Genomic DNA, 26,798 nt, shown 5'->3' with positions numbered 1-26,798 from the left:
GGTTTTCACTTTTAGCCGAAGTGATTAACGATGTAAGATTTGTAGATGGAGTAAAGAAACAAACAGTTAAACGTCAAAGGAGCGCTGCCTGATCATGGTCGCGTACACCAGATTTGACTATAACTCCCTGTCGGATTACGTTGCACCAATTCAAGCTAAATCCAATCGACAATCGTGCCTGTAGCGGAATTTGTGGGGGCGGCTTTTTTATGTTTATATTTCGCATACGCGGTTCTCTAATACGCAATTATTTACTCGTGCAGCGGAGAGATTGATTTTGAGTATGAAGTTAGAAAACGTAGTTCCCTTCGGTCGTTCTCTAGATGAATATAAAAAAATGTTCAGTTTGGACGAGGTCGACCTAGGCAAAAAAATGGTGGGCGTAGCCGACGGGCCTGCCAGTTTTAATGCCGAGTTGACGGCTAAGGGCGGACAGGTGACCTCCGTGGATCCGGTGTATGCCTTCAGTGCAGCGGACATTGAAGCCAAGTTCAATGAGGCCTTGGATAATATTATCGGCCAAATCGAAGCGACCCCGGAGAATTGGGTTTGGTCTTACCACAAGTCATTCCAGGATTTGCGAAACAACCGTGTGGAAGCAACGCGTTTGTTTATAGCGGATTTCGCCAACCATAACGGTTCTCGCTATGTGCAAGGGGAGTTACCGCAATTACCGATTGCAGACGGAGAATTCGATTTGGCCCTGTGTTCTCATTTTTTATTTTTGTATTCGGAACATTTCGATCTGGAATTTCACCGTAAAGCACTTCAGGAGTTGTTGCGCATCGCGCCCGAAGTGCGCGTATTCCCTTTAAAAGCCTTAAACTTGCAGGATTCAGTGTACCTAGAACCTTTGCTTAGTGAGCTGCGAACACAAGGGTACAATGCGGAAGTGGTGTCGGTGGAATACGAGTTTCAAAAAGGTGGAAATCAAATGTTGCGTGTCCGCTCCAATTTGTTGTGATGTGTGGAGCTTGCTTTGTTCTTATTAGGCTATGAATCCACCGGCCTGGGCTGGCGTTGTTGGTCCACAGCGACATAAGTTAATGTCGCTTCTGTGACTTTAATGCACTCATTACCCAGGTTACGCTCGGCAAAAACTTCCACCAATACGTTAATGGAAGTGTTGCCTACTTTTTCTATGCGGGCGTAACAGCTAATCAAGTCGCCTACGAATACAGGCTTTTTGAAGTGAAAGGAGTTGACCGCTACCGTGACCACTCGTCCGTTGGCACGACGCGAGGCGACCACAGACCCGGCCAGATCCACTTGTGACATGATCCAACCACCGAAAATATCTCCTGAGGAGTTGGTGTCCGTAGGGCGAGCCAGCAGGCGCATGGTGGGTTGCTCCTGTGGCAGGGTGTCAGGGTTCACGTTTTCGCTTCCTTGGCTTATGAATCTTTATTCATGAACTTTCTTCGCGGACTCTCTTCAACTTAGCTTAGTGGCCTTCATACAAGGCGTTTATATCACTTTCATGAAACTCCATGATTTTATTGCGTTTGAGTTTCAGCGTGGGGGTTATTAGACCGTTTTCCACGGACCAGGCGCGTGTTGATAAAGCAATGCGATTAATTTGAGCATAGCCGGGAAAGGCGGCGATTTTAGCTTTTACTCTGCCCAAGATAATTTGCATCACTTGATCGCTGTGCAATGTGTTTTGATCCTGACTGTCCAATTGATTACCGCGGCATAATCTGCCCCATTGTTCTTCATTAAGCACGATAACGGCGGTCAAATACGGTTTTTGTTCGCCGACAACCATCACTTGCTCAAACAGGGGGTCCATACAAATGGCCAGTTCCATGTCGCTGGGTGGTACTTTTTCACCATTAGAAAGCACAATAATCTCTTTGATGCGACCGGTAATGTAGACTTTTTCATTTTCGATTTTGGCTTTGTCGCCGGTGTGCAACCAGCCGTCGCTGTCAATGGTGTCGTCGGTGGCCGTTTGATTGTTCCAATAGCCCAACATGACATGGGGGCCTTTGGTGAGTAACTCGCCGGTATCGGCAATTTTAACTTCCACATCGCGTAAGGGTAAGCCCACACTGGCGGGATCGTTGTCTTCAATTTTGTTAACGGCGATAACCGGACTGGTTTCGGTGAGACCATAGCCTTGGACCAGGTTCAGGCCAAGTCCTATAAAAGTTTTGGCGACACTGGGTGATAATGGAGCGCCACCACAAATGGCTAAACGTAAGCGCCCACCGAGTTTGGCCATGACTTTATTGGCTATTAACAGTTTTAACAGCGGCCAGCTCAAAGAGAAAGCGCCGGGGTTTTGAAATCGCTCCCAGCCTGTGTCTACGGCTTTCAAAAACAGATTGCGTGCGAAATTGGATTTCTGTTCCAATTGCAAGCTGATTTTATTGGCAATTCGTTCGTAAATGCGGGGTACGGATATCAATACCGTGGGCCTGACCGTTAGTAAGTCTTCAGGTAAGTCCGGTACGGAGCGGGCATAGGCTACAGTGCCGCCGGTAGTCATAGGGATATAGTATCCGGCCATGCGCTCCAACATGTGCGATAACGGAAGAAAAGATAAAAACAAATCCGTGGGATAGGTTTGAATGGCAATCCAGCCGGAAGTATAGGCGTTGTTGAGTATGTTCTCATGGCACAACATCACCCCTTTAGGTCTTCCAGTGGTGCCGGAAGTGTAAACAATGGTGGCCAAGTCACGTGTGTTACCGGCATAAGTCTGCAGTTGGCTGTGGTCCACGTCTTTAGGAATGTTTTTGGTCCATTCAGACAAGGTCATTAAACGATTGAACTTGTTGTATTCGGCGCAGGGACGCAGGGAGAGCAGGCGAATCAGGCCATCCATTTGCGAAGCAATTTCGGATAAAGCGGCCAACTGCTCGTGACCTTCGATGAGCAGGATTTTTACACCGGCATCCTGGAGCACGTAAGAAATATTGTCGGCACGATCGTTGGTGTACAGAGGAACCACAACCAAGCCTAATCCCAAAGCGGCTTGCTCGAAAAACACCCATTCGGGTGAGTTGCGCAACATGATGGCCACTTTATCGCCGGGTTTCATGCCGTCATTAGTCAATGCTACTTGCAAGCGGGCTACCTGGGAGGCAGCTTCCAACCAGGTGTGGCTCAACCAGCGGTTTTTTTCTTTGTCGAAGTAACGGTAGGCTTCAGACGAGCCGGAACGTTTCACTCTTTCTTTAAACAAACCACACAGGGTAACGGATTCATCAGGTGCAATTACAATCTTATTGGTGCTCATGGTTCACTCTTATTTTGTTGTTGGAAATCCTAAGGTTTCCGTGTGTTACAGTTTGGGTCAGTGTTTAGCTCCAGCCCGCATCCGCTTTAAAACGCTCGCCGTGTTTTTGTTGCAGTTCTTGCAAGCGCTCACGCAGTTTTTCCACCCCTTGCTTGTCACGGAAATGCAGCGGTCCCCCACGGAACGGCGCAAAGCCTGTACCGAATATGATTCCGGCGTCTATTAAATCAGCATTATCTACAATCTGTTCGCGCAGGCAAGCCACTACTTCATTAACCATGCGTAAAATCATGCGGTCCTGTATATCTTTTATGCTATGACTGCTGCCGCTTTGTTCGGATTTCTCCTTTTTACCGTTCTTGTATTTATAAAAACCACGGCCACTTTTTATGCCCAAATGCCCGGAGTCCACCAGTTGTTTCAGTCGTGGCGGGACTTCCAGGTCCAGTTTTTCGGACAAGATTTGGGCAACGGATAAACAAATATCCAAACCAACGGTGTCCGCCAGTGCAATGGGGCCCATCGGCATGCCAAAACCCACAGCAGCTTTATCGATGACCGGTCCAGGGATGCCTTCGGATTCCATCACCACCGCTTCCACTAAATACGGCATGAGTACTCGATTGACCAGAAAGCCCGGTGCGCTTTTCGTGGGTAGGGGTAAGCGGCTGATGTGGCGCGTAAACGCGGCAGCTTTGGCAGTGGCGTCCGCGCTGGTGGTGGTGCCGTTCACAATTTCCACCAACAACATTTTGGCTACTGGATTAAAAAAGTGTATGCCCACCAAGCGGGAAGGATCTTTTAACACCTGCGCCAAGGTTTCGATGGGTATGCTGGATGTGTTTGTGGCCAACAAAGCATCGGGCTTGATCACTGCTTCGACTTCTTTTAGCAGGGCATGCTTGGCTTCCAGGTTTTCAAAGATGGCTTCAATAACCACATCGGCATGTGCCAAGCCCAAGCCGTTCATATCCGGTACCAAGCGATCCATGGCCGCCTGCACTAATAAGGGTTTTTTCAATTTTTTGCTATATAACTTGTAGGCTTTTTGCAGGACTTTGGCCAGGTGCTCTTCTTTGCGGTCTTGCACAGTAACGGTCATGCCCTGCAAAGCACACCACGCGGCAATATCCGCGCCCATGACGCCGGCACCGATAACGTGTACCCGTTTGGGGGTGAATAAGGATTTGTCCCCCACGGATTTAAGTTTTTCCTGCAGGAAAAACACCCGGATCAGGTTTTGTGCTGTTTCACCCAGAACCAGTTTGGAAACAGCCTGCTCCTCTCCTTGCAGCATGCGTTGGCGGTTGTCTGCATGTTTAACCCATAGATCGATGAGTTCATATGGGGCGGGGTAGTGCTCCTGCCGGGCACGGGCGGCAACTTTTTTGCGCAATATTTTGGCTAACCAGGGACGTATCAGGCTGTGGTTGGTGAGTTTCTTCCACAAGGGAAGTTTTGTCTTAGACGGGCGGTTTAAGACAATATTGCGAGCCCCCTTTTTCATGTCACGGTTGGGCACCGCATAGTCCACTAAGCCGATTTTCCTTGCTGCACCGGCACTAATTGCGCGACCTGACAACATGAGGTCCATGGCAGAAGGAGCGCCCACTAAATGGGGTAGACGCGTGGCGCCTCCAAACGCAGGAAAGATACCCAGTTGAATTTCCGGTAAGCCGATTTTGGTTTTTGGATCGTTGTCAGCGATGCGATAGCGACAGGCCATGGCCAACTCTGTGCCGCCGCCCATACAAAATCCGTGGATCAAACAAACCGTAGGGAAGCGCAGTTTTTCGATGCGGTTATAAATCCCCTGGCCCAGGCGAATAAATTCCGCTGCCTGCTCCTGATTTTTTATGATAGTGAATTGCTTGATATCCGCACCTGCAACAAAACCGTTGCTTTTATCGGAAAGTATTACCAGACCCTTGGGCGTGGTGGTTTCCAGGTGATCGACAATAGTCTCCAGCTCCTTGAGCATGTCCTCAGATAAAGTGTTGGTGCTGCTGTCCTCTTTGTCTGCGTGTAACCAAGCGATGCCGTCTGAATCTGTTTCCAAATGCCAGTGTTTATAGTTGTTGGCCACCGGGCTTTACTCCTTTGCGATATTATCCTCAGTTTTCAGTGTGTCCGCTGTGCTGCTGTTATCTTCAGCGGAGGCTTCTGCAGCCGGTTCTGTCTTTGCCGTTTTCGGTTTAGCCTTTTTCTTTTTAACCGCGGCTTTGGGCTTTTCGGCGGGTCCCACGCCGGAACAGCTTTCCAGCAGCATGGCACCACCTTGGCCACCACCAATACATAAGCTGGCCATTCCGGTTTTGGCGTTGTTGCGTTTGAGAACATGCAATAAATGCAGGACGATACGTGCGCCACTGGCACCAACAGGGTGACCAATGCTAACGCCGCCACCATCCACATTAAGCCGTTCTTGATCCAATTCGCCCATGGGTTTGGTTAAGCCCAATTGCTCGCTGCAGTACTTGTCTTCTTTCCAGGCTTCCAGGTTGGCCAGTACTTGTGCGGCAAAGGCTTCATTAATCTCCCAGTAATCCACATCGCTTAATTTCATTTTACGACGCTGTAAAATCGGGGTCATGGCATGCACGGGGCCTAAGCCCATTTGTGACGGATCCAGCCCGGCCCACTCGCTGTCTAGGATTTTACCCAGTACGGGTAGGTTGAACTTCTCCACATTTTCTGCATTGGCCAATACCAGCCAGGCAGAACCGTCGGTGACTTGAGCACTATTGCCGGCGGTAACATCGCCAAAGGGGCGGTCGAATACCGGTTTTAACTTGGCCAGCTGTTCCACCGAGGAATCGCGACGCAGGCCATCATCGTCTTTATAAAATTTACCGGAGGTATCGTAGATGGTTTCGATTTCGCCCAGAAATCCTTGATCTTGTGCCGCAGCCAAACGGGCATGGCTACGAGCGGCGTAACTGTCCATGGCCTCTCGATTGATGTTAAAACGGTGTGCCAAAACTTCGGCGGTTTGTCCCATGGACAAACCGACCACCGGATCGGTGAGGCCGCGCAACAAGGCGATGATGGGTTTAAAATAGGCGGGGCGTAATTGTCCCAGTGCTTTGAGCCTGCCTCCCAGTGATTTGATTCGGTACCAATCGCCTAACCAGGCCACCATGGCTTCGGCCAATAGCACCGGGGCATGGCTCATGGACTCGATACCACCGGCCAGTACCAGGCCGGAGCGACCCGTGGCAATATTGGTTGCGGCGCAGTCCAGTGCTTGCAGGCCGGAGGCGCAGTTGCGTTGTACCGTCCAGGCCGGAACATGCTCATCGCAGCCCAGGCGCAATGCCACAACGCGGGCAATGTTGGCTTCATCCGGGCCGGGCATGACGCAACCGGCAATGACTTCATCAATATCCGATGGTGAAAAAGGCATGCGCGCCAATAAGGGGCGTGCAGCGGATACAGCAATATTAGCTGCAGTGAACGGTCCGGGTTTCCCCTTGGCTTTTAAAAAGGGCGAACGGCTACCGTCCACGACATAAACGTCGTGGACAGCGGTCTTACTGGTTGTCATTTAGGCACACTCCTTCGCGGATAATGGTGGCTCACTGCTGTCATTGTTGCGCTGAAAATATTCTGGCTCAAAATCATCCACCCAGATGACGTCACGGCGAGCGGTATCAGCTTTGTTAAGCAATTGGGCATCATCCTTGGATAACAGTTCCAATTCCACTGCGGCATCGATTTGATCACCGCGTTCGGTTTGTGTGACTTGTCCGGAGCGTATGGCTTTGCGCAAGCGTTTATCAGCATCTTCAGCTTCTATGACACAGTTTAGCGCATATTCCAGTCGTGCCAGAGGTTCGGTATGAATATGTTTATCCAGGTTATTGGGTAAGAATATACCAGCGGTTAAACGGTCTCGCGTGGGTGATGGCCTTTGCAGCAATTTGGCTACTTTATGTCCCAACCGATCGGAGGGGCCCGAATATTTTTTGCCTAATGGCAAAACAATGCGGCGTAAGACCCACGCCACTACCGGAATGGGGAAGTTGTTGAGAAACTTATCCATGCTTTGTTGCATAACCCGCAAGGAGTTCTCGCAGCTCCATTGTACTAAGGGCAGGTCTTGTGCCGGTTGGCCGTCATCCTCAAAGCGTTTCAATGTCGCAGAGGCCAGGTAAAGGTGGCTTAAAATATCCGCCAGACGACCGGATAATTTTTCCTTGCGTTTTAAGTCGCCACCCATAATCAGCATGGACATGTCGGACAAAAAGGCGAAGGCACTGCTCATACGGCTTAGCTGACGGTAATACACGGCGGTGGGGCCGCTAACCGGTGCTTTGGCGAAACGGGCATTGGTCAAGCCCAGAAACAGGCTTCGAGAGGCGTTGCTGACACTAAAACCCACGTGACGGGTAAAAGCATCATCAAAGTCTTCCAAGGCTTTCTGTTCGTCCGGCTCTTTGGTGGCCAGCATTTCCTTTAGCACATAAGGATGGCAGCGAATGGCGCCTTGACCAAAGATAATCAGGCTTCGGGTGAGAATATTGGCCCCTTCCACAGTGATGCTGATGGGGATGGATTGGTAGATGCGCCCCAGCCAATTGCGCGGTCCCAGGCAAATCCCGCTGCCGCCTTGTATGTCCATTGCATCATTACACACAGTGCGCATGGTTTCAGTAAAGTTGTATTTTACGATGGCCGAAATAACCGAGGGGCTTTCACCCTGATCCAATGCCGATGTGGTTAAGGTGCGAGCGGCATCCAGCATATAGGTATAGCCACCAATACGCGCGAGAGGTTCTTCCACTCCTTCAAAATTTCCAATGGCGGTTTTAAATTGTTGCCGAATGCGTGCATAGGCGCCGGTGGCGCGGCTGGATAGTTTGCCGGCACCGGTGCTTAAGGCAGGTAAAGAAATGGAACGACCTGCTGCCAGACATTCCATTAACATGCGCCAGCCGTTGCCCACTTGGGATTGGCCGCCAATGATCCAATCCATGGGGATGAACACATCTTTGCCTTCATTGGGACCATTTTGAAAGGCCATATCCAAGGGGAAATGGCGATTTCCGATTTTAACCCCGGGGGTATTAGTGGGGATCAAGGCGCAGGTTATACCGAGATTTTCGGTCTCGCCCAGTAAATGTTCAGGATCGTACAGCTTAAAGGCCAATCCCAATACGGTTGCCACCGGCCCCAGGGTAATATAACGTTTACTCCAGTTGAGGCGTATACCCAGCACATCTTTCTTGCCTTCAAAATCACTGCGACAAACAATGCCATTGTCCACCATAGACGCGGCATCGGAACCGGCTTCCGGGGAAGTGAGCGCAAAACAGGGAACTTCCTGGCCTTTGGCCAGGCGAGGTAAGTAATGGTTCTTTTGCTCCTGAGTACCATAGCGTAACAGCAATTCAGCCGGGCCTAAGGAATTGGGCACCATGACCGTCACGGCAGCAGTGATGGAACGCGTGGAGATCTTTACCACCACGCTGGAATGAGCCAGGGCGGAAAACTCCAGTCCACCATAGCTCTTTGGTATGATCATACCGAAAAAACCATTGTCCTTAATAAATTGCCAAATGGGTTCGGGTAGATCGTGGTCCTCATGGGTCACTTTCCAGTCATCGATCATTTCACACAATTGCTGCACCGGGCCATCCAGAAACCCCTGTTCTTCCGAGCTCAGTTGGGGTTTGGGTGTTTGCAGCAAGCGCTGCCATTGGGGATTTCCGCTGAACAGCTCGCCATCCCACCATACACTGCCGGCTTCCAAGGCTTCCTTTTCGGTTTGCGACATAGTGGGAATGACCTTCTTGAAAGCCTGCAAAGCCATCCCCGTAATCCATTGTCGTCGTAGAGCGGTAACGTTTAATACGACAGCGGGAGTTAAAAAAGTGCCCCAGGCCAATATTTGCCAAAACACACCGGGTGCCGCCAGCTTGCCCCACGCCACCAGTGTTAGCGCGACAATGCCTGTACCCAAAAGCAGTGACACGCGAAAATAGAAGATTGACCAGAACACACCCAGGAAAATTAATAACCAGATTAATGTTTGCATGATATTAGTTCACTTGTTTCTGAGTTACGGTTGTACCACTTTCTGTTACATCATTACTATAAGTCTGTGAATATTCACCAATTTTATCGGCTGGGGCCGTTTGTCCCGATTGCGACGAAGACTGCGGCATGGGTAAAAAGCATTCATTTTCGTCATTACAGACGACACCGTTTTGATCCCAGGGCAGTTGCCGATACACGGACAAATCGTTTAGTCCCAGTAAGGGGTATTTAATAATTTGAAAATAAGGCGAGTAATCAAAATCCCTTGGTGTATAAAGACGAGTATTGCGCTTATACATCCTCATGGTGTTGCCTTCTTTGTGAATCACGGGAAGGATTGGGAATTGGACAGTGGCGAATGCCGCAGCAATCAGGGTGGAGCATACGGCTTTGGTAGATTCCCCCGCGTTGTGTTCAAACAAGCTGGAGCGCCAGCGCCGGGGAACAATGCCGTAGGGAAGTAAAAAGCGTGCCAGATCCACCAATTGCCGAACATTGTACTCATAACCAATGTGTTTGGTTGCATACGCAATGACTTTGGGGACATCCTGTGGCAACAGCCCCTGTGGTCGACAAATGCGCAAATGGTCTTTGGCGTACTTATGCAAGGGGGCAACCACTGTGCCTTCTCCCAACAAGGGTTCAATGATCAACTGATCATCGGGGTCGCCGTCATAGACCCAATTGATATGTTCACGCACATTCGGGTCTTCAATGTCCGCCATGCGACCGATGTATAAGGCGGAATGAGTCCAGGAGCTTTGAGTAATGGTTTTGATGACATCACTGACACGGGCGCGGCCTTCCACCAACACCACATCGCAGGGTCTGATTTCGAAACTAAGGCGTTCCATATCACATGGCGGCGTTCCTTGAACGTCTTCCTCATGGGTTAGCCAATGAACAATTTTCTGGATTAGCCATTTTTTTGGGTTAACTATTGCCATCGCTTCGGTTTTATTCTCGACAAAGCTCACATTTCTAAGCTTCTATTGTAACTATAGGTCGCTGTCTCAAGGTTTGCAGCGACTTGTGAATATGTCACTCCCCCCGGAGAAAAACCCGGTTAAAGTGTAGGCGCACTATCTTAAACTATCGGCACCACAAGATTTTTCTTAAACCAAACAATCACTTCAGGCTAAACCTGCCACTGTGAGATCAATGGCTTAGCGGTGCGTAAACCTGTGGAAAGTAGATGCAATTTATGCGCTAGTTCACATTGCTGACACGGTTGTCAGGGCGTACAAATCTGACGCCTTGAGTGGGAAATGTGTACAATGGCTTCACGTTAGGAAACAGGCTGATGAGGAGAGTTTGGTGGCAATAACCATAGCAGCGGCGCTGGTGAGCTATGTCGTCATGTTGTTGGCAATGTATTTACGTCGCATCCGCTCAGTACACGTGCCGATGATGATCGGCATCATGATATTTGATTTTTTATTTCCGGTTTATTTGTATATGAATCGGGACTGGCCCAAGCGGCTGTTTGAAGAAGGGGATATATTCTCCTTTTTATTGTGGACACATTTTGGCTTGCTGATTTCCCTCTTCGTACTCTATGTCATTCAGGGCCTGGCCGGGAGACAATTGTTGCAGGGTGAGCAGCACGCTCGAACCGAACATCGAAATGTGGCTATTGGGATATTGCTGGTACGGGGTTTGGTGATACTGAGCGGTGCTTTGTTGTATAAGCCGGAGGCTTGATTCGGAAAAATCAGGCTATTTTCCCACCGGTTTCACTGACTTTATTCTCGATCATAGCCAGGGTGTCTCCGGGTATGCCGATGATGGGAAACAGGGAGTAGGCGCTGTTCTGGTAGACCAACAACCAGGCTGTATCCGATTTAATCACTTCCCGTAACATCTCCCACTTAAAGCGACTTTTACCCAAATAGGATTCCACAGCGACATCCTGTTCGGTGAATTTCCATTTGGCGACCGGAAATTCCATTTGCTTAAAAGTGGTTAGAGAGCGTTGTTTAAACATGAAGTAAATGGCACCGAAAATCAGGCAACCAAGGCAGGCTACTGCGAGGAAGGCCATGGTTATCCAGGTGTTGATATTCATAAAAAAAATCAACACACTCGAAACCAGTATTCCTGTCAGGCATAACAGAAATGTGCCGGCAAAGGTGTTTTTCCAATACATTCGGGCGCCTTCACGAATGAGTTGTTGGGTATATTGGGTTTCGATTTCCAGTTCCATGTGTGTATATCGGTAACAATGATGACACATTTAAGCGGATAAGCCGCCACCTTAGCATTTGTGTTTCAGTTTTGCCACATATCGACTCTATAAGGGAGTTTTATAGGAAAAAGAGTGCTAATTTATGGTATTTGTGGGATTTATCACGATTTTGCAGAGTTGTGACCGTTTTGCGAAGTTTTTCACCCAGAATATTTTCTAATAAATAGTTTGTAACAATAGCGACATTAAGTAATCTGTATGCTCAGTAAGCAATATTTTGTGTTCTGTCGTTTGAGGAGTGAATCATGATGGGTTCCTTTAAAGTTGTGGCTGGTTTGTTTGTGGTGTCAGCCTTTATGCTGTTGGCGTTAAATGCAGTGGGTGGGGATATGTCGAATGTGAAAAAGCAAGACAAAACCAAGCCTGAGCAGGAGAACAACATGAGCGAACAATATTCTAAGCCCAGTAAGGATGTGCTGAAGTCTAAGTTAACCCCGTTGCAATACCATGTTACCCAGGAGGAAGGAACCGAGAGGCCCTTTAAAAATGAGTTTTGGGATAACCACGAAGAGGGCATTTATGTGGATGTGGTGTCCGGGGAACCGTTATTCAGTTCCACTGACAAGTTTGAATCCGGCACCGGTTGGCCCAGCTTTACCCGGCCTATTGAAGATTCCATGGTAAAGGAAAAAGAGGATAATAAGTTTTTTATGCGCCGGGTTGAAGTGAGAAGCCGGGTTGCGGATTCCCATCTTGGGCATGTTTTCAACGATGGGCCGGCACCGACGGGCCTGCGGTACTGTATAAATTCAGCATCTCTGCGGTTTATTCCTAAAGATAAGTTAGCGGCTGAGGGTTACGAAAAGTACCTAAGTTTGTTTTCTAAATAGCTTCTGAATTTGTCCCGATGCTTTTGTTGAATGCATGGCTGTTCACGCGGCCATGCTGTCCAGGTAGATTTTGAATTCGCTGCCTTCGCCCAATGTGCTATGTACTTCGATTTGTCCTTGTATCAATTCCACCATGTATTTGGTGATACATAGACCAATGCCCGTTCCCAGCAAATTGGTGTCTAAGGTGGCCCTTTCGAAGGGTTCAAATATGGTACCTATTTTTGCTTGGTCAATCCCTACGCCGGTATCGGATACGGATATAATCGCTTTGCCGTCGTAGTTGCGGCTAAGTACCAAAGTGACTTCGCCATTGGGTTTATTGTACTTTATCGCATTGGTTAACAGATTTACGATAGAGCGGTAGATTTTGCTTTTGTCGGTAACAATGTTGAGATTATCCATGCAGTTAACATAAATGCGTATGTTTTTGTCTTTGCACCAGGGAGTCACGGCATTGACGGCTTCATTAACCACGTTGCTGAGATTGGTAAGTTCAGGTTCCAGGACGATGGTGCCGTTCTCAAAGCTGGACAGATCCAGAGCGTTGTTTACCAATTCCAGCAAATGCTGACTGGAATGTGTAATTTGTCTAAGGTAGTTCTTCTTCGCATTCTCTTCAATGTTTCCCAGTTCCATCAGTTGTGTGAAACCCAATATAGCATTCAGTGGTGTGCGTAGTTCGTGGCTCATGTTGCTAAGAAACTGGGATTTGACTTGGTTGGCATGTTCAGCTGAGGTTTTGGCGAATTCCAGTTGCTCTGTGCGCTCAATGACTCGCTGTTCCAACCTGGCATTGGAGCTTAGAAGTTGCTGGGTGATTTTGTGTTTGGTAAGGGCGTTGCTTATTTTTTTTGCCGTTTCGATGACCAGATTCTCCTCATCCTCGGGCAAATCGTAACGGTCCGGAAAACGGCTGCCGATATCGATGTGACCGTGACTAAACTCTCCATTGGTCAGCTTATGGCTGAGTAGGTGACTTAGTATCGGGGTGTCACTGCTTAAATAAGTCTGTTCATCTGTCGCTATTTTGACAATCAAATCTTCTCCGGACAATGCGGCGGTTAGTAGAAAACAGACATTTTGAACCCTGTCAGGCAGGCTGATGCTGGAGTTATCCAAAATTTCAGAAATTTGGTAATTGCTTTGCAATTCTCTGATCCGGTTGTGTAAATCGCGGTTTTTTTGTTCCAGTAAGCGGGTTTTGTCGCTGATTTCCAGTTCTTGCCGGTACAACATTTCCGAAGCGCTGTTGAGTGAATTCCCCAGATTCTCAAGTTCCCAGGTGCTCGCGTTGACTGGCATGGTTTTGCCGGTGTTAGCCGGGATATTTCTGGCAAAGTTGGCCGCCTGAATCAAAGCTCTGGTCTTCTTGCTCATATAGGGCAGGACAACCACGGCACAGAGTATTAACGTAATCAATGCTTGCGCTAAGGTATCCAGCCAGATCCTTGTTACAACCTTGTCGATATATGTAAAACTGGAGGTAACTCGAATCCAGCCCAAGGACTGGGTTGTATAATTAATGGCTTGGTTGCAAATAAGTCCATCCGCATTCATGCATGCTGTCGTTTCCGGTAGAGTCTGCTGACCAAACCTGAATGTGGGTTCCAGTTCCTTGTCGGCATTTCTGGAAACTTCAGTCAAAATGCTGCCATCGTTAGAGAGGATTGTTATGGTGCTGATGTCTTCCATCGGGGTAAAGGTGGCGAGTCGGGTTTCGATGTCAGTAATCAGGTTATCTTTGATTAATGGTGCGAGTGAGACGGATAGAGATTTTGCTATTGCCGAGGTTTCCCGGTTCAGTAAACGCAGGGCGGTGGTGGTTTGCGATTGGAAATGATACCACGCAAAGCCAAGTTCCATGAAAATCAGGCATGCTGTAATAATCAGCGTTAACTGAAAGCCAAAGGACTTTTTATTGGGCTTTTTCACTTGGGTTGCCGTTGCTGAGATTGTAGGAGGGTTTTGTACATTTGCAGCGCCAGCGACCGGATTGAGGCGTAGTCGGTTTGGAAGTCCGCTTTCACCGGGTGGTGGATTTTAATTCGCTCCAGAATTATTGCGTTTTTCGTGTCTTCGGGCATTGCCAAAATGATTTGAACAATTCGATCGCGCAGGTTTTTTGGGACTCTGGGGTGTGCGAACAAGGGGTGTGGTGACATACCCGGTGTTTCGTAGATTACCTGTAGTTGCGTGCGTAATGCGGTCGGCTCTCGGTCTAAAGTACGGTACACGCCACCGCCGGCGATGAATTTACCATTGGCTACATTGCGGTAGACATTGTCATGGCCGTTAACATATTCCGCTTGGAATGGGATGTTTTCATTGTCCAAAATGGACCTGACATAAAGAGAGGCGGCGAAGGCGTTTTTGTCAGGAAAGGCCAGAGTTTTATTGCTTAAATCTTGCAGTGAGTTAATCCCGGATGATTTACGGGTGACGATAATACCCGTAAGTTTTCTTTTTCCGCTGCGTACCAGCGGTTGGTAATCGATCAGTTCTTTGGCCGCAATCAGGTAACCGGGATTGGCGTATACCAAATCCACTTTCCCTTGTAGCAAATCATGTTCAAAATGGTCACGAGAGTCGTAGACCTTTAAGCGAATGTCGGCACCGGTTTTAGTCCGTAAAAATTCAGCGAAGGGTTCCCAGTCTTTTACTGTCTTGACGTGAGATCGTTGCGGAGCTCTGGCTAGAACGTAAGTGTCTGTAGAATCAGATCTGTTATTTGCGTAAGTTTCGCTTAGAGAGAATAGCAGTATGACTGCTATAAAAAGAAATTTCATTGCGCGGACCCTGAATTTTTTCGGGAATACTATCTCCTATTTACAACATCCCAACGACAATTTTAAGGGTCTGCCAGGACGTTTACAACGTCAACCGGGTTTTGTTTACAATTATTTACAATATGTTCGGCAGGAAACGAAAAAGGCAAGCCGGTATGGGCTTGCCTTTATGGGAATGGACTATTTGCGTTTATTCTCGATCATTTCGTGAATCAACGGAGTAAGAATGATTTCCATGGCAAAGCCCATTTTTCCACCTGGAACAACCAGAGTATTGGGGCGTGACATGAAAGAATTGTTGATCATATTCAACAAATAGGGGAAATCGATGTTTTTCGGATTTCTAAAGCGAATAACAATAAAACTCTCATCCGGTGTCGGGATGTCGCGGGCGATGAACGGGTTGGAAGTATCCACTGTGGGTACACGTTGAAAGTTAATGTGAGTACGAGAGAACTGTGGTGTGATGTAACGTACGTAGTCTTCCATACGTCGCAAAATAGTATCCACTATGGCTTCAGCGGAATAACCTCGTTGTTCGTTGTCACGATGAATTTTTTGAATCCATTCCAGGTTCACAATAGGTACCACGCCAATCAGGAGATCCACCAGTTCCGCGACATTGACCTTGTCGTCTTTAACGCCGCCGTGCAGGCCTTCGTAAAACAGTAAATCGGTATTGGCGGGGATGTCTTCCCAGGGGGTGAACTGGCCAGGGACTAAGGGCTTGTAGGGTTCTGCTTCTTCTTCACTGTGCAGGTAGTAGCGACGTTTGCAAGTCCCGGTTTCGCTGTATTGCTTGAAAGTGTCGTACAATTTGTCAAACAGATTGGCTTCGGAACCAAAATGGCTGATGGTTTTACCCTTGGCGGTGAAATCCTCAATGGCCTGTTTCATGGCCTGGCGGTCATACGCGTGATAGCTGTCACCTTCGATAACGGCGGGGGTAATATTTTCACGACGGAAAATGTGTTCGAACGCATTTTTAACCGTGGTAGTTCCGGCGCCGGAGGAACCGGTGACCGCGATAACGGGATGTTTAGCCGACATATTGCACTCCTAAGTCTTTGTTAAAGTCCTAAAAAATTTGCGAAAGTCATGATGGGTGATGGGGTGCTGTGATATCTGGCACGCGCTAAAATTTTCCCCAAATCAAAAACTATTACTTATTCTATGTTCCTGTTTTATTTGCGGTAGCTGAGCGTCGGGCGCGCTCAGCGCTGCGCTATGACGCAAAGATACCACCGGATCGCGCATAATAGCGTTTTATGACTCGGGTGAAAAGCGGACTGCGGCAATTTATGGGTTGATAAATAGACAGTTTTTGCCGGCCTAAGAAAAATATTCTTAATAAACAAACGATTGTACATATGGTGTGAGGGGGGAAGCTGAGTTGGACGGGGGTATTCGGCTTGAGTGGCACCACAGGTGCCACTCGCGGTGTTGGACGTTTTGCAGGTGGAAGCGTAAGAATTAGTGCAATTCAGCAGAAATATCGTCCAGTACCAGATTTTCCACCCAGGAGTAGGCTGCTTCCAAACCGGGCTGGTTAAATAAAACCATTAACACTACCCATTTAAGCTGTTCCAGGTCGATTTCTTCTGATTCCAAGGCCATAACTCGGTCAATAATCAGTTCGCGACTGGCTGTGTCTATGACCCCCAACTGCTGCATAGACGTAAGAAAACCGCGGCATTCCACGTTTAATTTTCTGCATTCCTCCGGGTGAAAAACGCGGATGGAACTGGCCGTGGTGGACAAAGGGTGCAGTTCCTGCTCCTGGCCCTGCGCCAAGTCTTCCAGCCAAACAAATGCTTTGTTGATTTGAGAATGGCGAAAACCTGCATCGCTGAGTTGTAATTTTAGGCGTTCCGGGTCCGAGAAAAGTGGGGAATCATCTTCCATATAGTTTTCAAAAAGATACATCAAAACATCGAATAAACTTTCTTTCATGGTAATTCCTTCTCAACGCGCCCGAGTATATAGGCCACTATAACATGTGACGCATCCTCGCAGCTCAAGTTCCATCAGCATGGCGGAAACTGTCTCTACAGTCAATTGGCTTCGGTCAACCAAAGCATCCACGGTGACAGGTTCAAAACCCATGTTATTGAGTAATTGTTGTTGGTCTTGGTTTAATTCCAGGATATCTAATTGATTTTGACTGTTCTTTTTCTCCGGGATGGCTTGCGGTATTTTGGCGCTGATAGCGGGTCCCAGTTCTTCCAGGATATCTGCTCCGGTTTCCACCAATTTAGCACCCTGACGGATTAAGCTGTGACAACCTTTAGACAGAGGGTTATGGATAGATCCAGGAATGGCAAAGACTTCCCGACCTTGTTCAGTGGCCACTTTGGCGGTAATGAGGGAGCCACTTTTGAGTGCGGCTTCCACCACCAGCGTACCCAGGCTGAGGCCGCTGATAATGCGGTTGCGGCGGGGGAAATTGCCTGCCATGGGCGGTGTTCCAGGGCTGAACTCGGAAATGAGAACGCCTTGTTCGGCGATTTTGTGTGCCAGTTCACGGTTACGGGCAGGATACACCCGATCCAGTCCGGTTCCTGCGACAGCCACTGTCAGCCCGGAGCCGGCCAGTGCTCCTTTATGCGCAGCCGCATCAACACCCACTGCCAGGCCACTGGTTACGATTAAACCGGTAGATGCCAGGTATTTGCCAAAATCATAGGCTGTTTCTGCACCGTAATGACTGGGGTTGCGACTGCCTACGATGGCAATTTGAGGGTATTTCAACAGTTGCGGATCACCATGGTAGAACAGTACCGGCGGTGGGTCTGAAATTTGTTTTAATTGCTCCGGGTACAGGGGGTCGTGCAGTATCAGGGCGCCGTTACCGTCCTGTTCCAGCCATTGCATATCAGCATCCACGGCGTCCCAGTCGGGTCGGCGTAGGTATTGGCAGATATCAGGAGGCAGGCCATAGCTTTTACTTAATGGGGAGCTGAACAGCTCCAATAAATTGTTCGGATCACCAAAATTTTGTAATAACTCCCGGTAGGTGACGGCACCTACACCGGGAGCATGGTGTAAAGCTAACCAGTTACGCAGTTGAGTACGGTTTGTGACGGTTTCTGGCACAGTATTGATTAAAAATCCCCTCGCTGAAAAATTCCCCCGCTTTGACGGGGTTTTCTGGGGTTAAGGTTTTCGTATTTTGTCGTAGATGCGCATTTCTTTTTCCGCTTCCATGACCAAGGCGTAGGACATGCGGTCAAACGTGCGTATCACCATAATGATTCCGGCTTTCACTTCCGGTAAACGTACTTTATCGAAATCGTCGTTAACGTCCCGGACAATGGCGCCTTTCTGGTACACGGCCAACACATGGCCCGTTTCTATACCGTCTTGTTCGCCACGATTAATCACCACGGTTTGATATTGACCAATGACCGATACCCCATCGACGACTGCGATGATTTTGCCATCCACCTCCGCGTCGGGTGCGTGGGGAATATAAGTGGTATCCAAGGGGTTGGCGCGCTTGGGCAGCAAGCGGTCGCCCAGTAAGGCCTCGCGATTGGAGCCGGTGATAAGCAATGTAGAAGGGTCGCCAAATTCCTTAACCGTGGCATCAGCTACATGTAATGCCTCATAGCCCAGAACATCATCACTGTCCGGGTCCACATAGGGTTCGCCCATTCGTAAAATATTGTATTCTCTATCGCCGCCGGTGATGATGCCGCGAACATAGATGATATCGTTTTTCCCGGCGATAATCCGCCGTTCAGCACCGGAGACGATGTAGGCGGCCGAATCCAGTTCATCCTCAGTAACCACACGTGGCTCGCTTAAGAACTGCTGGATGGAATTCATGGGCACGGTATTGATAGGGCGGTCGGTACGCTCCACCTTGTGCACTTTGGGAGATATTTTGCGTGTTGGAATATTGGGGTCGATTTGAATTCTAACATTACCTTCGGCGTCATATACGAGGGAAACCACGTCGCCGGGATAAATCAGATGGGGATTTTTGATGTCAGGGTTATATTCCCAAACCTCGGGCCAACGCCAAGGGGTTTCAAGAAAACGTGCGGAAATATCCCACAGGGTATCACCTTCCTGAACCACATAACGTTCCGGGTGATCCGGGCGCAGCGCGATTTTATCGGCGAAGACCTGGCTGGAAATGACAATGCTCAGGACTGTTATCAGGCCCAGAACCAAAAAGCTGACTGATTTATTATTGACCATGTTTCGAATCTTTGTCCCTTACGAAGTTTGCAGTTTAGTCGAATCCTGTCACGGACACCAGCCGCCAACTATTCGGCCGGCAAACTAGGATAAACAGTTAAGCCCTGATATTGCAAGCATAAGGCGGGTGCAGGGTTGTAGAGTGTGCATGAGTTCCTATTCTGATAGCGGTAGCAATTATAATGTGCTTTAAATTTTTGTATAATCCGTTATTGATTTACTATGTATTTCAATAGTTTTCACGCGGATTTGCAATCACAATCCCATTCAAATATTCACTATAATCTACAGGTTGAGCTGTTAATAGTATATTAATCAACCAATTAGCTTGGAAGTTGCAATGGCCATTTTGACAGTACTGCATTACCCGGATCCACGTTTGCGCACAAAGGCTGCAGCGGTGGATCTTGTGGATGACTCCATTCGTACCCTGGTAAAAGATATGTTTGAGACCATGTATCAGGCCCCGGGTATCGGTTTGGCTGCTACCCAGGTGGATGTGCACAAAAGGGTGATTACCATTGACATATCGGAAGATAAGAAGGATCCGGTTTGTCTGATCAACCCGGAAATTATTGCCTCCAGTGGGGAGGAAAAAAGTGAGGAAGGCTGTTTGTCCGTACCCGGTATTTATGAGAGTGTTAAACGTGCTGAAACCATTACGGTATCCGCGTTGGACCAGGATGGTAAGGCGTTTCAAATGGAGGCCGACGGATTGTTGGCCGTTTGTATCCAGCATGAAATGGATCATTTAGAGGGGAAATTGTTTGTTGATTACCTGTCAGAATTGAAACGTCAGCGCATCCGTAAGAAATTGGATAAATTGCGCCAGAAAACCATGTAGGCGTGTATTGGAATGTCATTGAAGCTTATATTTGCCGGCACACCGGAGTTCGCCGCAGAAATACTGGCGACATTGTTGAATTCGATGCACCGTGTTCACTGTGTCTATACACAGCCGGATCGTCCCGCCGGGCGGGGTCGCAAACTTACCCCCAGCCCGGTTAAGTCCCTAGCCTTAAATCACAACCTTCCGGTGTTTCAGCCGCAGACCTTAAAAGATACAGAGGTGCAACAGGTGTTGGAGCAACATCAAGCGGACATTATGGTGGTGGTCGCTTATGGCTTGATTCTGCCGGCTGCGGTATTACAAACGCCGCGCTTGGGTTGTCTCAATGTACATGCGTCCATATTGCCGCGCTGGCGCGGTGCGGCGCCCATCCAAAGGGCTATCCAATCCGGGGACGAGCAGACCGGTGTTACCATCATGCAAATGGACGAAGGATTGGACACGGGAGATATGTTGAAGATTAAAACCACACCAATATCGGCCGAAGATACCGCCCAGACTTTGCATGACCGATTGGCCCGGTTGGGGGCACAGGCTTTGTTGGAAGTGTTGGATCGAATCTCTCAGGAAGGTGGCATTACCGGGGAAGGGCAGGATGACAGCCGGGCTTGTTATGCCGCCAAGTTGAGTAAAGCCGAAGCCGTTCTGGATTGGAGTAAGAGCGCAGCAGAATTACAGCGGCAGATTCAGGCGTTTAATCCCTGGCCGGTGGCCAGTACTTCCTGTAACGACAAAGTTCTGCGGGTTTGGAGTGCCCGGGTTTTATCCGAGGTAAGCGCGGGGGTTGTAAATCAGGTGGCAGGACAAGTGTTATCGAAATCTCGCGAAGGGATTGACGTGTTAACCGGTGCCGGGGTTTTACGTTTGCTGACAGTCCAATTGCCCGGCGGTAAAGCCTTAAACTCGGCCGATTTTATCAATTCTCATTCGCTCAATGGTGTTGTCCTTGGCCGCTAGGCCCTCCGGGAATCGCTTAAATGCCCGGACCGCTGCGGTGCATGTACTTACAGAGGTGATTTCAGGGGCTTCTCTATCGCGGGTATTGCCATTGTGGTTATCTCGAGTTTCTCAAGACGATCAGGCTTTATTGCAGGAATTCGTATACGGCGTGCTGCGCTGGTATCACACGCTAAACCCACGCCTGGCTCTATTGCTGAGTAAGCCTTTAAAAGCCAAAGATCAGGATGTGCATTACTTGCTCTTGTTGGGTTTGTATCAGTTGTTATATATGCGCATTCCTCAACATGCGGCTGTGACGGAAACCGTGAAAGTAACCCAGGCCTTGCGTAAAGACTGGGCCAGAGGTTTGGTTAATGGTGTATTACGCAGTTTCTTGCGACTTGAAGCGTTACGGCAGACTGAAGTGGCTCAAGGCAAAGCCAAGGGCTCATCCGCTCCCGACACGGAATCAGCCCGTTATTCCCACCCCCAGTGGGTTATAGACGAACTGAAGCAACAGTGGCCCCGCGACTGGGAGTTGGTGCTTCAGGCCAACAATCAACGTCCACCCATGACCTTGCGGGTCAATCAACAGCGTACGGATGTTTCACTCTATCTACAGTTATTACAGGAGCAGGGTTTGGCGGCTGTCGCCTGCGATCACAGCTCGGTAGGTTTGACTTTACGGCACCCTTGTGGGGTGGAACAACTGCCGGGATTTACCCAGGGGCTGGTCAGTGTGCAGGATCAGGCGGCACAGTTGGCTGCTCCATGCTTGCAATTGGCGCCGGGTCAACGAGTTTTGGATGCTTGCGCTGCACCGGGGGGGAAAACGGCTCATATTCTGGAGTCCCACTCTGAGTTAGAGGTGGTGGCTTTGGATCAGGATGGCGAACGCTTACAGCGAGTCGCAGAGAATTTGCAGCGACTGGGTTTGTCTGCGGTGTTGCAGCAAGGGGACGCTGCAACACCTCAAACTTGGTGGGATGGCGTGCAGTTTGATCGGATTTTGGTGGATGCGCCTTGTACAGCCAGTGGTGTACTGCGTCGCCATCCCGATGCCAAAGTGTTGAAAAAAAGACAAGATATTGAGCAGGTCAGTGTTTTGCAGGCAAAAATTCTGGATGCGCTCTGGCCCTTATTGCGTCCAGGCGGTATGCTTTTATATGTGACGTGTTCGGTTTGGCCACGGGAAAACAGTGTGCAGTTACAGGCATTTCTGCAACGAACCGAGGGTGCACTGCATCAACCCCTGGTTGGGCCCTGGGGGCGGGCGCAGGTGGCGGGCCGACAAATCCTCGCAGGTGAGGATAATATGGACGGATTTTTCTATGGCTGCGTGGTGAAACAGTGACCATAATAATGACAACAGCAAAGCCGAGGCCACACCTGAGGTTGAATTGGCTGTTCCTGCTGTTGTTGCTATTAACCGTGATGTTTTTTTCAAATGCGCTGAGAGCCGAGCCGGGTTTTTTCATCAAGGAAGCAGAGACGCGCCTGGTGGACAAAGTTCATATGTTACAACTTTCCCTGGAGTATGAGTTTTCGGAACCCGTTCTCGAAGCTATCGAAAGCGGGGTTCCCATGGTGGTCTTGCTGGATATCCGGGTATACAAATACCGGCGTTTTTGGATGAATAAAGAAGTGGCCAGCCTGAAACAACGCTTTCGCTTACACTATCAGGCTTTGGTCGAACAATACGTAGTCAAGAACATCAATAGTGGTGCCCAATACACAGCACGCACGCTACATTCGGCATTGTACGGTCTGCGCGACATAAAAAACCTGCCCTTAATTGACCATCAATTGTTGGATGCATCCAGGTCCCATGAAGTGGAACTAAAGGTCAGCATTGAATTTGATTCCCTGCCAGTACCCTTGAAATTGAGTGCCTATACCTCGCGCAAATGGTGGTTGGGTAGCGCCTGGCATTCTATTCCTATGAATTAAGCAATAATGGCAATGACATCCCTGACTTTGTGGCTGAAGCGACTATCGGATAGCGTGGTTCCGGTTGTGGTGATGGCCGGGTTCATGATTATGTCCATGAGCTTGCTTAGTGCTGCAACCGAGAACTCTTCCCAGTTTGGTCGTATGCATCTGGTGTTGGTGGTGATCAATGGTTTGGGGTTGATCATCCTGGTGGGTTTAATCGGCGTAAATTTGATTCGTTTGGCGCGGCAATACCGCCGTAATGCCGCCGGTTCGCGCCTGACCATGAGGCTGGTGGTTATATTCATTTTTCTGTCTGTGGTTCCGGTTACTTTTGTGTACTATTTTTCCTTAGGCTTTTTACAAAAAGGAATAGATAGCTGGTTCGATGTGCGTATGGATCAGGCCATGGACGATTCCTTGAAACTGAGTCGCGCCGCTTTGGATTTGTATATGCGGGAGCAATTGAAGCGAGCCAGAGGTATGGGGCAATCGCTATTAGGGGTGCCCAATGATGAGGTGCTGATTATACTGAATGACCTGCGCGTGAATAACGGTGCTAATGAGCTTACTTTGTTAAAGAATAGCGGAGAAATCATTGCTTCAAGCAGTGAGGATACCACCGCTATAATTCCGAACCGGCCCGATGATTCCGTCATGGTTCAGGTTCGGGATTCCAAGAGTTTTGCCGATGTGGCGCCGGTGGGGGACATGGGTTTACATGTGCGTGTTGCGGTGAGTATTGCGGCCCCGGATTCGGAAGACCGAGTGTTGTATGTGTTGTTTCCTATCGCTGAACGGATTGGTGAACTGACGGATGGTATGGAAGTCACGTTTGCGCAATACAAAAAGCAAATGTTTTTACGCGAACCCTTAAAAAACAGTTTTATACTTACCTTGTCCCTGGTGTTGCTGGTGAGCACCCTGACAGCAGTTTGGGCAGCCCTGTTTTCAGCACAACGACTCATGGCGCCCATACGCATTCTTGCAATCGGTACTCGAGCAGTAGCGGCGGGTATTTACGATAAAAAGCTACCTCCGGGTAATAACGATGAGTTGGGTGAATTGGTGAGTTCGTTTTCTGAGATGACCCACAAGCTTGCCATCGCCAGAGATGAGGCGGAACAGAGCCGTCTCGAAGTGGACAGGGAGCGGGCTTATCTTAGGGCTGTGCTGGGCCGCCTGTCTTCCGGCGTCATAACCATGGATCACCAGTTTAATTTACGCGTGGTCAATACGTCTGCCAGCCAAATATTGGAAGTGGACATGGAACATGCATTAGGGAAACATTTACAGGCGGTTATTGAATTGGCGCCGAACTTGGATGAGTTTGTCCAAGTGTTGACAAGTAAATTGTCCCAGGAGGACAAAGAGTGGCGGGAAGAAGTGCTATTCGTGCGCAAAGGCGGCAATAAAACTTTGATGTGCCAGGGCGCGCCTCTACCCAGTGTTCAAGGTTTGAAACCGGGTTATGTGGTGGTTTTTGATGATGTCACAAATTTGGTAAAAGCCCAGCGGGACGCGGCCTGGGGTGACGTGGCTCGGCGCTTGGCGCATGAAATTAAGAACCCGTTGACACCCATCCAACTGTCGGCAGAGCGGCTGCGGCGTAAATACCTGGATAAAATGCCCCCGGAAGATAGAGAGTTGTTGGATCGTTCCACCCACACCATCGTGGAGCAGGTGGAGTCCATGAAAGCCATGGTCAAGGCTTTTTCCGATTATGCCCGTACACCGGGGTTGGAAACCCAAGCCATACAGTTTGAAACCATTGTGGCAGAAGTTTTGGATTTGTACCGTGGAGAAGACAGTGCGATTCGTATTGACACGGTTTTTGACCCGGACTTACCCTTGATTGATGCGGATCCGGGCAGAGTGAGACAGCTATTACATAATCTTATTAAAAATTCCATTGAGTCCACGCTGCAGTGCGAAGAACCGGCGGTGGAGATTTCTTTAAAGAGAATATTGGCGCACGAGCAAGCCGGGTATTTGGAGTTGCAGGTTCACGACAACGGGCCGGGTATACCGGAGGACATGTTAGGGCAGCTGTTTGAACCCTATACCACCACCAAGTACAAGGGCGGAGGCTTGGGCTTGGCAGTCGTTAAGCGGATTGTCGAGGAGCATAATTGGAACGTTTTTGCCGAAAACAATGTAGAGGGCGGTGCATCTATAATAGTACGTATGCCCGTCGATGAGCGGCTGCAGAACAGTCCCGAGCAGATTGTGAGCTGATGCTGTATAAATCTTCTGGGCTGTGATTATTATTTATAAGCGTTACAAGCATCCGTTTCGAGTTTATTTAAGAATTAAGTGAGAGCCTGTGAAACCATTGATCTTAGTTGTTGATGACGAGCCCGATATACGAAGGCTGGTACGGGAGATTCTTGAAGACGAAGGCTATGCTGTGGCTGTGGCCAAAGACGGAGAAAGTGCCCGTAAGGCCGTTGTGGATCGCATGCCCAATCTCATGTTCCTTGATATTTGGATGCCCGATGTCGATGGGATTTCTCTATTGCGGGAATTCATTGAAGAAAACAATATCCGTTGCCCGGTGATTATGATGTCGGGCCACGGAACCGTGGAGGCGGCGGTAGAGGCGACACGACTGGGGGCTTTTGATTTTATTGAAAAACCGTTGTCATTATCCAAACTGTTACTGACGGTTGAAAACGCTCTGGCATCCGGCGCGAAGGCGGAGGTCCCCATGGCGTACCATCATACGGTAATAGAGCCGGTGGAATTGGTGGGAAAAAGTTCCGTAGCGCTACAATTGCGGCAGCGCTTGGATGCCTGTGCCGGGCACGCAGTGAATGTGCTGATACTGGGAGAGCCGGGGGTAGGTAAAGCCCATTGTGCCAAGTATATTCATACACACAGTGCTTATAGCCAGGGGCCGTTCATCGAAGTGCATACGGCCAGTCTATCTGCCAGCCGGGGTCGTCATGGGATGGTGTGGTTGTTGGGGCAGGAGCGGGCTGGTGGGGTCCGTGTGGGTGCGGTGGAGCAGGCTGATCAAGGCTCGCTTTATGTGGATGACATCGCGGAATTGCCCGCAGAAGGACAGGCAGCGTTGTATGCCGTTATAACCTCGGGAAAGATTTTCCGTTGTGACGGTGAGGCGCCGGTAAAAGTGCAAACGCGAGTCATTGCAGCGAGCCGCTATGATCTTTCCCAGGAAGTCAGGGCGGGTCGTTTCCGTGAAGATTTGTATCATGTACTACAGGAGTATCCCATAGTCGTACGTCCTTTGCGTGAACACAGCGAGGATGTGACAGAGTTGATCCAATATTACGTGCGCCTTTTTTCTGACCAGGAGCGGTTGCGTTATCGGAATTTTTCCATGGCGGCACAGAATCGGTTGCGTAATCACGGTTGGCCCGGCAATGTGCTGGAGTTGGAAAATTTGGTGCATCGTCTCTTGATCCAGGGAGGAGACGATAATGTTGAGCTGACCGAAGTGGAGTCTGCGTTGGACACCGAATCGGTGTCCGGGGTTTCTTTGGTGTTGCCGGAATATGAGTTACCATTACGCCAGGCGCGGGAGCAGTTTGAAAAAGCCTATTTGCAGTACCATCTTAATCAAACGGATGGAAGCGTGGGAAAGGTGGCGAAGCTCGCCGGTATGGAGCGTACGCATTTGTATCGAAAGTTGCGCTCACTGGGTATAGATACTAAACATATTTCCCAATCGCTTAAGGACAGTTGA

21 protein-coding genes and 1 pseudogene are annotated in these 26,798 nt (G+C 49.1%); 9 read left to right on the top strand and 13 right to left on the bottom strand.

The genetic code is table 11. The annotated features are described in order from the left end of the window. The first annotated feature begins 277 nt into the window (after positions 1 to 277). A complete protein-coding gene (locus tag OEY58_15950) occupies positions 278 to 964 on the top strand; it encodes a class I SAM-dependent methyltransferase (protein ID MDH5326951.1) in 687 nt (228 codons plus the stop codon). A gap of 29 nt (positions 965 to 993) precedes the next feature. On the opposite strand, the gene OEY58_15945 is transcribed toward OEY58_15950, so the two are convergent. The 6 genes from OEY58_15945 to OEY58_15920 all read right to left on the bottom strand — a co-directional run bounded on the left by OEY58_15945 (position 994) and on the right by OEY58_15920 (position 10,266). Continuing rightward, a complete protein-coding gene (locus tag OEY58_15945) occupies positions 994 to 1,341 on the bottom strand; it encodes an acyl-CoA thioesterase (protein MDH5326950.1) in 348 nt (115 codons plus the stop codon). Positions 1,342 to 1,444: 103 nt separating this feature from the next. Then, a complete protein-coding gene (locus OEY58_15940) occupies positions 1,445 to 3,247 on the bottom strand; it encodes a long-chain fatty acid--CoA ligase (GenBank protein MDH5326949.1) in 1,803 nt (600 codons plus the stop codon). Between the two features lie 64 nt (positions 3,248 to 3,311). Next, complete coding sequence (locus OEY58_15935; protein MDH5326948.1) at positions 3,312 to 5,333, bottom strand: 3-hydroxyacyl-CoA dehydrogenase NAD-binding domain-containing protein; 2,022 nt, start codon at positions 5,331 to 5,333, stop codon at positions 3,312 to 3,314. Positions 5,334 to 5,339: 6 nt separating this feature from the next. After that, complete coding sequence (locus tag OEY58_15930; protein ID MDH5326947.1) at positions 5,340 to 6,794, bottom strand: acetyl-CoA C-acetyltransferase; 1,455 nt, start codon at positions 6,792 to 6,794, stop codon at positions 5,340 to 5,342. Further along, positions 6,795 to 9,287, bottom strand: a complete 2,493-nt coding sequence (locus tag OEY58_15925) for an acyl-CoA dehydrogenase (GenBank protein ID MDH5326946.1) — start codon at positions 9,285 to 9,287, stop codon at positions 6,795 to 6,797. It abuts the gene before it with no gap. A gap of 4 nt (positions 9,288 to 9,291) precedes the next feature. Then, positions 9,292 to 10,266 carry a YiiX/YebB-like N1pC/P60 family cysteine hydrolase gene (locus OEY58_15920; protein ID MDH5326945.1) on the bottom strand — a complete coding sequence of 325 codons (975 nt, stop codon included), beginning with the start codon at positions 10,264 to 10,266 and terminating at the stop codon, positions 9,292 to 9,294. Between the two features lie 340 nt (positions 10,267 to 10,606). Here OEY58_15920 and OEY58_15915 point away from each other — a divergent pair, with 340 nt between their 5' ends. Then, complete coding sequence (locus OEY58_15915) at positions 10,607 to 10,993, top strand: hypothetical protein (GenBank protein MDH5326944.1); 387 nt, start codon at positions 10,607 to 10,609, stop codon at positions 10,991 to 10,993. Positions 10,994 to 11,003: 10 nt separating this feature from the next. Here OEY58_15915 and OEY58_15910 read toward each other — a convergent pair whose 3' ends face one another. After that, positions 11,004 to 11,495: a hypothetical protein gene (locus OEY58_15910; protein ID MDH5326943.1), complete on the bottom strand. Its 492-nt coding sequence runs from the start codon at positions 11,493 to 11,495 to the stop codon at positions 11,004 to 11,006. A gap of 407 nt (positions 11,496 to 11,902) precedes the next feature. Here OEY58_15910 and msrB point away from each other — a divergent pair. Next, positions 11,903 to 12,367, top strand: a pseudogene (gene msrB, locus OEY58_15905) (peptide-methionine (R)-S-oxide reductase MsrB). Between the two features lie 42 nt (positions 12,368 to 12,409). On the opposite strand, the gene OEY58_15900 reads toward msrB, so the two are convergent. From OEY58_15900 to OEY58_15875, 6 genes are all read right to left on the bottom strand, one after another. After that, positions 12,410 to 14,302 (bottom strand): HAMP domain-containing histidine kinase, encoded by a 1,893-nt coding sequence (locus OEY58_15900; protein MDH5326942.1) that lies wholly within the window; start codon positions 14,300 to 14,302, stop codon positions 12,410 to 12,412. Continuing rightward, positions 14,299 to 15,156, bottom strand: a complete 858-nt coding sequence (locus OEY58_15895; GenBank protein ID MDH5326941.1) for a phosphate/phosphite/phosphonate ABC transporter substrate-binding protein — start codon at positions 15,154 to 15,156, stop codon at positions 14,299 to 14,301. Before OEY58_15895 ends, OEY58_15900 begins: the two co-directional genes overlap by 4 nt. Positions 15,157 to 15,336: 180 nt before the next feature. Then, positions 15,337 to 16,206: a phosphoribulokinase gene (locus OEY58_15890; protein MDH5326940.1), complete on the bottom strand. Its 870-nt coding sequence runs from the start codon at positions 16,204 to 16,206 to the stop codon at positions 15,337 to 15,339. A 423-nt stretch (positions 16,207 to 16,629) separates the two neighbouring features. Further along, on the bottom strand, positions 16,630 to 17,109 hold the full coding sequence (locus tag OEY58_15885; protein ID MDH5326939.1) for a DUF494 domain-containing protein: 480 nt from the start codon (positions 17,107 to 17,109) through the stop codon (positions 16,630 to 16,632). 12 nt (positions 17,110 to 17,121) lie between these two features. After that, the gene (gene dprA / locus OEY58_15880; GenBank protein ID MDH5326938.1) at positions 17,122 to 18,252 is read right to left on the bottom strand and encodes a DNA-processing protein DprA; all 1,131 of its coding nucleotides are present in this window, start codon (positions 18,250 to 18,252) and stop codon (positions 17,122 to 17,124) included. 60 nt (positions 18,253 to 18,312) lie between these two features. Beyond that, positions 18,313 to 19,365, bottom strand: a complete 1,053-nt coding sequence (locus tag OEY58_15875) for a LysM peptidoglycan-binding domain-containing protein (protein MDH5326937.1) — start codon at positions 19,363 to 19,365, stop codon at positions 18,313 to 18,315. Between the two features lie 340 nt (positions 19,366 to 19,705). Here OEY58_15875 and def point away from each other — a divergent pair, with 340 nt between their 5' ends. The 6 genes from def (at position 19,706) to OEY58_15845 (ending at position 26,798) form a co-directional block, all read left to right on the top strand. Then, positions 19,706 to 20,209 carry a peptide deformylase gene (def, locus tag OEY58_15870; protein MDH5326936.1) on the top strand — a complete coding sequence of 168 codons (504 nt, stop codon included), beginning with the start codon at positions 19,706 to 19,708 and terminating at the stop codon, positions 20,207 to 20,209. 6 nt (positions 20,210 to 20,215) lie between these two features. Beyond that, positions 20,216 to 21,172, top strand: a complete 957-nt coding sequence (gene fmt, locus OEY58_15865) for a methionyl-tRNA formyltransferase (protein ID MDH5326935.1) — start codon at positions 20,216 to 20,218, stop codon at positions 21,170 to 21,172. Beyond that, positions 21,162 to 22,508, top strand: coding sequence for a 16S rRNA (cytosine(967)-C(5))-methyltransferase RsmB (rsmB, locus tag OEY58_15860; protein MDH5326934.1), 1,347 nt, complete (start codon positions 21,162 to 21,164; stop codon positions 22,506 to 22,508). The genes fmt and rsmB overlap by 11 nt, the downstream gene beginning before the upstream one ends. An 8-nt stretch (positions 22,509 to 22,516) precedes the next feature. Further along, a complete protein-coding gene (locus OEY58_15855) occupies positions 22,517 to 23,104 on the top strand; it encodes a DUF4390 domain-containing protein (protein MDH5326933.1) in 588 nt (195 codons plus the stop codon). A 6-nt stretch (positions 23,105 to 23,110) separates the two neighbouring features. After that, positions 23,111 to 25,324 (top strand): ATP-binding protein, encoded by a 2,214-nt coding sequence (locus OEY58_15850; protein MDH5326932.1) that lies wholly within the window; start codon positions 23,111 to 23,113, stop codon positions 25,322 to 25,324. An 88-nt stretch (positions 25,325 to 25,412) separates the two neighbouring features. After that, a complete protein-coding gene (locus OEY58_15845) occupies positions 25,413 to 26,798 on the top strand; it encodes a sigma-54 dependent transcriptional regulator (protein ID MDH5326931.1) in 1,386 nt (461 codons plus the stop codon).

This window comes from Gammaproteobacteria bacterium (genome assembly GCA_029882975.1).
In the GTDB taxonomy this organism is placed as follows: Bacteria; Pseudomonadota; Gammaproteobacteria; order SZUA-152; family SZUA-152; genus JAJDNG01.
Note: the sequence above shows the minus strand (reverse complement) of the source record. Positions and strands in the feature narration are given on the sequence as shown.